At 29.9% G+C, this 7,960-nt stretch carries 12 protein-coding genes; 10 read left to right on the top strand and 2 right to left on the bottom strand.

Annotation, left to right across the window (positions count from 1 at the left end):
- The first annotated feature begins 31 nt into the window (after window positions 1-31).
- The 5 genes from HOH73_04000 to prfA are packed head-to-tail and all read left to right on the top strand — an operon-like array spanning window position 32 to window position 3,992.
- Complete coding sequence (locus HOH73_04000; protein MBT5828021.1) at window positions 32-1,162, top strand: glycosyltransferase family 4 protein; 1,131 nt, start codon at window positions 32-34, stop codon at window positions 1,160-1,162.
- Entirely contained in the window at window positions 1,159-1,602 is a 444-nt protein-coding gene (locus HOH73_04005; GenBank protein ID MBT5828022.1) for a hypothetical protein, read from the top strand. The genes HOH73_04000 and HOH73_04005 overlap by 4 nt, the downstream gene beginning before the upstream one ends.
- On the top strand, window positions 1,592-2,377 hold the full coding sequence (locus HOH73_04010) for a methyltransferase domain-containing protein (protein MBT5828023.1): 786 nt from the start codon (window positions 1,592-1,594) through the stop codon (window positions 2,375-2,377). The genes HOH73_04005 and HOH73_04010 overlap by 11 nt, the downstream gene beginning before the upstream one ends.
- The gene (locus HOH73_04015) at window positions 2,374-2,898 is read left to right on the top strand and encodes a septation protein A (GenBank protein ID MBT5828024.1); all 525 of its coding nucleotides are present in this window, start codon (window positions 2,374-2,376) and stop codon (window positions 2,896-2,898) included. The genes HOH73_04010 and HOH73_04015 overlap by 4 nt, the downstream gene beginning before the upstream one ends.
- A 20-nt stretch (window positions 2,899-2,918) precedes the next feature.
- Complete coding sequence (gene prfA, locus HOH73_04020) at window positions 2,919-3,992, top strand: peptide chain release factor 1 (protein MBT5828025.1); 1,074 nt, start codon at window positions 2,919-2,921, stop codon at window positions 3,990-3,992.
- Here prfA and HOH73_04025 read toward each other — a convergent pair.
- Together HOH73_04025 and HOH73_04030 are read right to left on the bottom strand one after the other, a co-directional pair.
- A complete protein-coding gene (locus HOH73_04025) occupies window positions 3,989-5,158 on the bottom strand; it encodes a CCA tRNA nucleotidyltransferase (protein ID MBT5828026.1) in 1,170 nt (389 codons plus the stop codon). The two genes, prfA and HOH73_04025, sit on opposite strands and share 4 nt — an antisense overlap.
- Window positions 5,159-5,160: 2 nt before the next feature.
- Window positions 5,161-5,430 carry a hypothetical protein gene (locus HOH73_04030; GenBank protein MBT5828027.1) on the bottom strand — a complete coding sequence of 90 codons (270 nt, stop codon included), beginning with the start codon at window positions 5,428-5,430 and terminating at the stop codon, window positions 5,161-5,163.
- On the opposite strand from HOH73_04030, the gene HOH73_04035 reads away from it, so the two are divergent.
- From HOH73_04035 to HOH73_04055, 5 genes are all read left to right on the top strand, one after another.
- On the top strand, window positions 5,431-5,892 hold the full coding sequence (locus HOH73_04035; protein MBT5828028.1) for a DUF721 domain-containing protein: 462 nt from the start codon (window positions 5,431-5,433) through the stop codon (window positions 5,890-5,892).
- 118 nt (window positions 5,893-6,010) lie between these two features.
- Window positions 6,011-6,436 carry a hypothetical protein gene (locus HOH73_04040; protein MBT5828029.1) on the top strand — a complete coding sequence of 142 codons (426 nt, stop codon included), beginning with the start codon at window positions 6,011-6,013 and terminating at the stop codon, window positions 6,434-6,436.
- Window positions 6,437-6,461: 25 nt separating this feature from the next.
- Window positions 6,462-6,890, top strand: a complete 429-nt coding sequence (locus HOH73_04045; protein MBT5828030.1) for a hypothetical protein — start codon at window positions 6,462-6,464, stop codon at window positions 6,888-6,890.
- Between the two features lie 11 nt (window positions 6,891-6,901).
- Window positions 6,902-7,318 (top strand): hypothetical protein, encoded by a 417-nt coding sequence (locus HOH73_04050; GenBank protein MBT5828031.1) that lies wholly within the window; start codon window positions 6,902-6,904, stop codon window positions 7,316-7,318.
- Window positions 7,319-7,409: 91 nt separating this feature from the next.
- The coding region (locus HOH73_04055; protein ID MBT5828032.1) for a hypothetical protein at window positions 7,410-7,960 on the top strand (551 nt) is incomplete at its 3' end.

Consider the following 7,960-nt stretch of genomic DNA (forward strand, 5'->3'; position numbering starts at 1 on the left):
ATGCTAATAATTTTTTTAATTAATATATGTTATGACAAGTATTTTACAAATTCTACCAAAATTAAATTCTGGTGGCGTAGAAAGAGGCACTATTGAAATGGCTAGTGCAATTACAAAAAGTGGCTTTAAAAGCTATGTTATCTCTGCTGGAGGTAAAATGGTTGCGCAATTAAAAAATACAAATACCCAACATATTCAGCTTGATGTAGCTAGTAAAAACCCTGTTAAGATTTTATTTAATGCTTATAAAATTAAACAAATTATCAAAGAACACCATATAGACCTTGTGCATGCTAGATCAAGAGTTCCTGCTCTGAGCGCCTATTTTGCCTGCAAAAATAGTAAGACTAAATTTATCACCACTTTTCATGGTGTATATTCAGGTAAAAGCAAATTAAAAAAAACATATAATAGCATAATGCTAAAGGGTGAGAAAATTATTACAGTTTCTAACTTTATAAAAAATCATATTAAAACTAATTATAATTTTACTGATAACAAAAAATTGCTGACCATTCATAGAGGCGTAGATTTATCCGAGTTTAATGAACAAAATGTTGATTACCCACAAATCTCTACATATTTAACTAAATATAACATACCTAAAGATAAAAAACTTATAATTTTGCCTGGCAGAATTACAGAATGGAAAGGCCAGTTGTTTTTTTTGCAAGCCTTAACTAAAATATCAGCAACAAATTACCATGCTATAATTGTAGGTGATGTGGATGTTCACTCTAACTATAAAAAGAAATTAACCGATTTCATTAATCAGCATAGCTTAAGCGAAAACATTACCTTTATGCCGGCTATAAGAGATTTAGTTAATTTATATCATTGTGCTGATATAGTAATTTCAGCAAGCCTAAGGCCAGAAGCTTTTGGGCGCACAATAGTAGAAGCAGGTGCAATGGGTAAAATTGTGCTTGCTACCAAACATGGTGGCGCTACGGAAACCATATTAGACAATAAAACTGGCTTCTTATTTGCAGCAAATAGTAATAATGAGCTTGCAGAAAAAATAGATTATGTGTTAAAGCTACCAAAAAAACAATTAAACATCATAGAAAATGATGCTAAAGAGCATGTTAGCAAAAATTTTTCTATTTGCAAAATGCAAGAAGCAACTATAAATCTTTACAAGGAAATATTAAAATTATGAGTGAAACCAGATTTTATGAATTATCTCAAGTAACAATTGAAAAAGCCTTACCTCAGTTACTCTATAAAATTTATAGTAATATGCGTAAGCCCATATTATTGCTGCTAAATGACGAAACTCAAATAAATAGTTTTGACAGATTATTATGGAGCTTTTCCAGCAATAAATTCTTACCACATGGCACTAAAAATAATAGCAAAGAACATATTAAACCATTATTTTTGACCAATATAGAAGATAATGAAAATGCAGCCGAGATCCTAGTTAGCACCAAAATAGCTAAAAACGAAAATTTCAAAGCCAGTTTTTCAAGTCAAATTTTTATGTTTAGTGGAGAAAAAAGTGAAGATTTCATCAGTTTATTTAGAGAGTTAAAAAACAACGATTTAAAAACCACCTATTGGCAACAAGATGCTAATGGCAAATGGCATGATATTTAAGCGTGAATTACTCAAAAAAACTTATGCTAAAAATGCCAGCATAATTAAAGAAAATAGTTTTCTAAGCGATTATGCTGCGAATCTACTCATAGATAAATTAAAGCAAACATCATTACATTTTGAGAATATTCTGTATTTAGGTGCCAAATCACCTCTTTTAACTGAGTTCTTGCAAACTCAATATCCTCAAGCAAAAATTACTGAAACTAGTTTTTCTGCAGAATTTTTAGCTTTATCAGCTCATCCACACAAAATAGTTTGTGACGAAGAACTCTTACCTTTTAAAGAGCAAAGTTTTGATTTAGTATGCTCAGTCCTAAATTTACATAATGTTAATGATTTAGTTGGTACTTTAATTCAAATTAGAAAAACTCTAAAGGATAAAGGTTTATTTCTTGCTTCGTTAATTGGCGGCAGTAGCTTAAGTAAGTTACGCCATGCTTGTCTAGAAGCTGACGCGCTTTTAGGCTCTTCCAGTCCAAAGGTCGCCCCAATGCTAGAGGTTAAAATGGCAGGACAATTATTGCAAAGAGCTGGTTATCACATGGTTATTGCTGATAGTGATGATGTCGAAATAATTTATGAGCATGTTAATAAATTATTACTAGACATCAAAAATATGGGTGAAGGTAATATTCTAAATAGCAAAACTAATAGATTAATGTCGATAAAAAGACTTGCTCTAATTAAAGAAAATTATATAAACTTAAGCAAATTAGCTAAAAAGATTACAGCTAACTATGAATTAATAAACTTAACAGCTTTTAAAAATTGAAACAGGCCTTAGAATTTTTTCCATTAATAGTTTTTTTTGTAGCATATCAATTAACTGATATTATTACTGCTACTATAATTTTAACCATTACCAGCTTTATTTCTTTTGGTACAATTCTGTTTTACAGCAAAAAAATTGTTTATATGCCTTTAATTTCAGCTTTGCTTGTTGGAGTTTTTGGCTTTTTAACTTGGTATTTGGACAACCCTATTTTTATAAAAATAAAACCTACAATTTTAAATATTTTATTTGGTTTGATTTTAATCACTGCCTATTTTTGCAAAAAACCACTAATAAAACTTATCTTAGAACAGGCTTTCAAAATGGATGATCACAATTGGTTAGTGCTAACACTTAGATGGGGGTTATTTTTTCTATTTATAGCTTTAATAAATGAAATAGTTTGGCGAAATTTCAGTGAAAATTTTTGGGTAAATTTTAAAGTATTTGGTATGTTGCCAATTACAATAACATTTACTTTAGCACAGATGCCTTATATGATGCGCCACCAGATTAAATAAAATTATATTCATAATACATAATGAGCTTTCAAGATAAATTAACCAAATTAGTAGCAAAGCACAAAGATATACAAAATAAGTTGAGTGGGGCTCAGCAATTAGAGCAAAATGAATTTATTGAATTATCCAAAGAATTTTCTGAGTTAGGTCCCATAGTTGAAGTAGCAATAGAATATCTTAAATTAGAAAAAGATTTAATTGAAGCAAATGAACTCATCTCAGAGGAAGAAATAGATGAGGAAATGAAACTTTTGGCTGAAGCAGAAGTTATTGATTTAAAGAAAAATATTGTAAATCTGGAAGACAAAATTAAAGTTCTGCTTTTGCCTAAAGATAAAGCTGATGAAAAAAACGCCATATTAGAAATAAGAGCTGGCACAGGTGGAGATGAAGCTGCGTTATTTGGCAGTAATTTACTTAGAATGTACCAAAGATATGCAGAAGAAAGAGGCTGGAAATTTGAAGTTTTAGCTATATCAGATACGGGTATTGGTGGCATAAAAGAAGCAACAGCTTCTATTTCTGGTAAAGCTGTATTTGCTCGTATGAAATTTGAATCTGGCGTGCATCGTGTGCAAAGAGTTCCTGAAACAGAATCTAGTGGCAGAATTCACACCTCAGCTGCAACTGTTGCAGTATTACCAGAAGCAGAAGATATTGATATTAAAATAAATGAAAAAGATTTGCGTGTTGATATTTTCAGAGCAAGTGGCCCAGGAGGACAGTCAGTGAACACCACAGATTCAGCCGTAAGAATAGTACATTTACCTACTGGTATCACTGTACAACAACAAGATGAAAAATCGCAGCATAAAAACAAAGAAAAAGCGATGAAGATTCTTAGATCTAGATTATATGACCATGAAAGACAGATCGCAGACTCAGAAAGAGCAAGTGCAAGAAAAAGTCAAGTTGGCTCAGGAGACAGATCAGAAAGAATTAGAACTTACAATTACCCCCAAAGCAGAGTAACTGATCACCGTATTAACTTAACTTTATATAAAATAGTTGAAATTGTAGAACAAGGTGAGTTAGATTTTTTAATTGAACCATTAATTGCTGATGATCAGGCAAGAAAATTATCTGAAAGTTAATTTGATATTAAGTGTAGCAACTGGGTTTTACTCAACGCAAAGTCACTATCCAACCATCTATTCTTAAGCTCTGACAGTTTAGCCCCTAGAATTTTTCCTTTATTATAACCCCTATTTTGCAAATCATGGCCTGTTACAGAAAAAACTGGTATTTCAATATTAGCAATATTAGCTAGAATAATTTTATCAACTCTAAGCGAGTTTTGTAAAATGTAATTTAAATAGAGATTTTTACAATTATCTCTTCCATGCAAAAAGATTATTTTGGTTAATTCTGTAGGGGCAAAAGAATTATATTGTTCATGATTATTTTCTAAAAATAATATCTCTTTATATTGTGTTTTAGATATTTTTAAGGTTTTTACTAAATTATCCAAAGGTTTATCAGAAGATAAGTTATATAAAAAAACATTTATGTTGCTGTTTTCAGGATTAACCTCATTAAAATACCTGATTTTATCTAGATTGTTATAATTAAAAACAAAATCACAAATTTGATATTCTGACATTAAAGCTAGGCTGTCCGCATAATTTGCTCCATTTAGTAATTTTGTCAATTCACTTAAAATTCTTTCTGCTGATAATTTGCATAATTTATCTTTGTGATGTGCGCATTTTCTTAAGGTAGTTGCCGATATAGAAAAATTTTCTAAATTTGCTTTAAAACGAAATAACCTTAGGATACGTAAATAATCTTCTCTAATCCTTGCATCTACATCTCCAATAAAAATTAATTTCTTTTGCCTGAGATCGGCCCTACCATCAAAATAATCATAAATTTTACCCTTAAAATCCAAATATAAAGCGTTAATGGTAAAATCTCTTCTTTTAGCGTCTAGGGCAAAATCTGAGGCATATGCTATTTCACAATGCCTACCATCTGTTTTTATGTCACTACGCAAACTAGTTATTTCTATAATTTCACCTGTTAAAAACAGGGTAATTGTACCATATTTAAGGCCAGTTGGTTTAAATTTAAGTTGTTTTTCTAGACATAATTCAATTAGCTCCTCTACTGTAAATTTGGTTGCAATATCGATATCTTTTATTTGCTGTTTTAATAAATCATCCCTAACTGCACCACCAACTATACGAAAATTTTCAATTTCATGAGCAAAAATCTGCGCAAATTTTTGTATATGTGGCAAAGCTAATATTTTGTTCATCTTTACTTAATTTTCGCAGGTATTATTTTTCCATTTATAGTTTTTGCGGGAACATAATCATAACGCCCCTGCTGGCCAGATTCAGTGTAGAATATTAACAATATCGATATTATTGTAGCACATAACCCCCCTACTGTTAGATAATAATAGGCTAATTTTCTTTTTGCTTCATCTTTATCTTTTACTCGTTTAAAAATAAATATATGCCATAAAATATAAATTGTAACAGGTATCAAAATTGGCCAAAACTTGGTGATAATTAATTTTAACATATGAAAAAACGCTTAAATCATGAAAAGAAACTAGAATTTATTTTAGCTGATACTACCAAAAAATTTTTTAAATATAAAGGTTTTCATATATTCAAATTAATTTCTTTATGGCAAGATATAGTAAAAGATTATAGTAACATCTGCACCCCTATTAATATACTAAAACAACAAAATATAAATATATTGATTTTAGAAGTTGAAGATGAGGCTTTGATTTTTGAATTAGAATATAATAAAGACCATATAATCTGTTTAATTAATCAATATTTTGGGAGCGAGCATATTCATAAATTGAAATTTAAATTAGCCCTGCAAATCACTCCTCCTCCTAAACCAGCTAAAAAAGCCAAAAAACTTTACCAACATCATGAACTTAGTAAGGATAAGCAAGAACAGCTAGAAGAAATAACGGATAATAAGCTGAAGGAAAAATTATCCAATTTATTTGGTTACTTTGGCTAATAAAAAAAGTAACATCCAGCTTTATCCTATTCTTACATGCTATTTGCACTATCTCTTAATTTATGTTACTATTAAATTATAGCTATGTATTAACATAGTATAATATTTCAAAGGTAAGATGATGAGAAAACTTTTAACAACCACAGCGATTGCAACGCTAATTTCGTTTAGTGCCCAAGCTGGTACCTACTCAGCTAGTGATACATTTAATGCATCAATAGATTTTGTAACGGCAGTATCTGTGTCAATCTCAGATTTAACAATTAATAATGCAGTGTCAGGAGATACTATCGATTCAACACAAACTATAACCTTGACTAGAGATACTGACAGAAATGTTAGTTGTAGCCTTGATAGCTCTGATTTAGTGTTCTCAGCAGAAGGCTCAGATGATTTTACTATATCTGGGGCATTAACTTTAAACAGCGATACAAACTGTGGAACAATGGATGTAGCTGGTACTATACCAGATGCAGATAATGGTGTTGCATATAGTGCAAGCGTTACTTTAACAGCAGCATATTCAACCACTACACATAATTAAAATAACTAAATTATATAGGTATTAGATGAAAAAATTACTTTTTTCTTCAGCGTTAGTTATGCTTTTTAATATAAATGCAATAGCAGGTGATTATACAAAAACTGATGATTTAGATGCTACAGTTACTTTTGTCTCAACCTTGGTTGTTACCATAGAGGACTTAGCTATAAATAATGCAGTACAAGGTGATATTTTAGATTATGAAAATGATATTTCAATACCAGCTAAAGATCCAAATAGAAATTTATTTTGTGGTTTAGATACCGCAGATTTATATTTCTCTAGTGATGATGCGATTGATGTACCAAATTTCACAATATCTGATTCACTTTCAATTAATAACACTTGCAGCAAATTATCAATAAGTGGCACTTTACCAAATGCTGATAATAACGCAAATTATTCGGCATCAGCTACACTTAGCGTTGCATATGCAACAACAATTCATAGATAAAATAGGTTAATATGAATAAATTATTTTTAAACTCTGTGCTATTAGCGCTAATATCAGGAACTTCTTATGCAGGAACATATTCTGGAACTGATAGCTTTGACAGCACCATTGATTTTGTAACAGCAATTTCCATTAGTATTGAAGATTTAACTATAGAAAATGCAGTTGGAGGAGATAGTATAGCTCAAACCTTAAACATCACTCTAAGCAGTGATGCAGATAGGAGTATGTCGTGCTCAATCCCTAATCGCGATTTAATTTTTGCATCAAATGGTGTTGATCCCTTTACATTAAACACTGCTTTGACATTAAATGGCTGTAACTCTATTTCAGTAGATTCTACTTTGCCAACAAGTGCAGAAAATGGTACAGCTTATACTGCTTCTGTAGTACTTACAGCAGCATATTCTACAACTACACATAATTAGTTTTATAGTATGTACTTAAATCAAAGAAAAAAAGAGACTTATTAGTTTCTTTTTTTCTTTATTATTCATATTTAAGTTATACCTTAATCAAATGATAAAAAATAAAGCATTCATATTTTTAACAATTTTTTTATTTATTGGCCTAACTATTATTTTTTTTAACGTAAATTTTAATAGACAAACCACGAATCATTTAATCCCTCTAAAAGAGCAAAAATTCACTAAAACAGAAATAGACAATATTAGTTATAACGCTCTAACAGATTTAGCAGTTATTAACAGCAGCATAATAGATTTTTATAATAAGCTGCCCAGTCAAGATTATTTAAAAATTAACAATTCAGATATATTAATTGAAAATATTGTGATATGGCGCCATTTAATAGAAATATTAAATGATTATATTTTTATCAAATATCAAAATGATAAAAGTACATATTATAACCAACAAAATCTTCTTTTAGAAATTTTACAAAATGAGCCACATGAAGATATATTAATTGCACTATTGCAAAAATTACTCCACAAAAAAAATAAAGTTGCACAACAAACTCTCATCAAAGGTTACTTAGATAAACGAAATTACCATAACTCAAACATCACACAAAAGTTATTTTTTATTAAGATTATTCAAAAACTTAC

The organism is Alphaproteobacteria bacterium (assembly GCA_018667735.1).
Taxonomy (GTDB): domain Bacteria; phylum Pseudomonadota; class Alphaproteobacteria; order Rickettsiales; family JABIRX01; genus JABIRX01.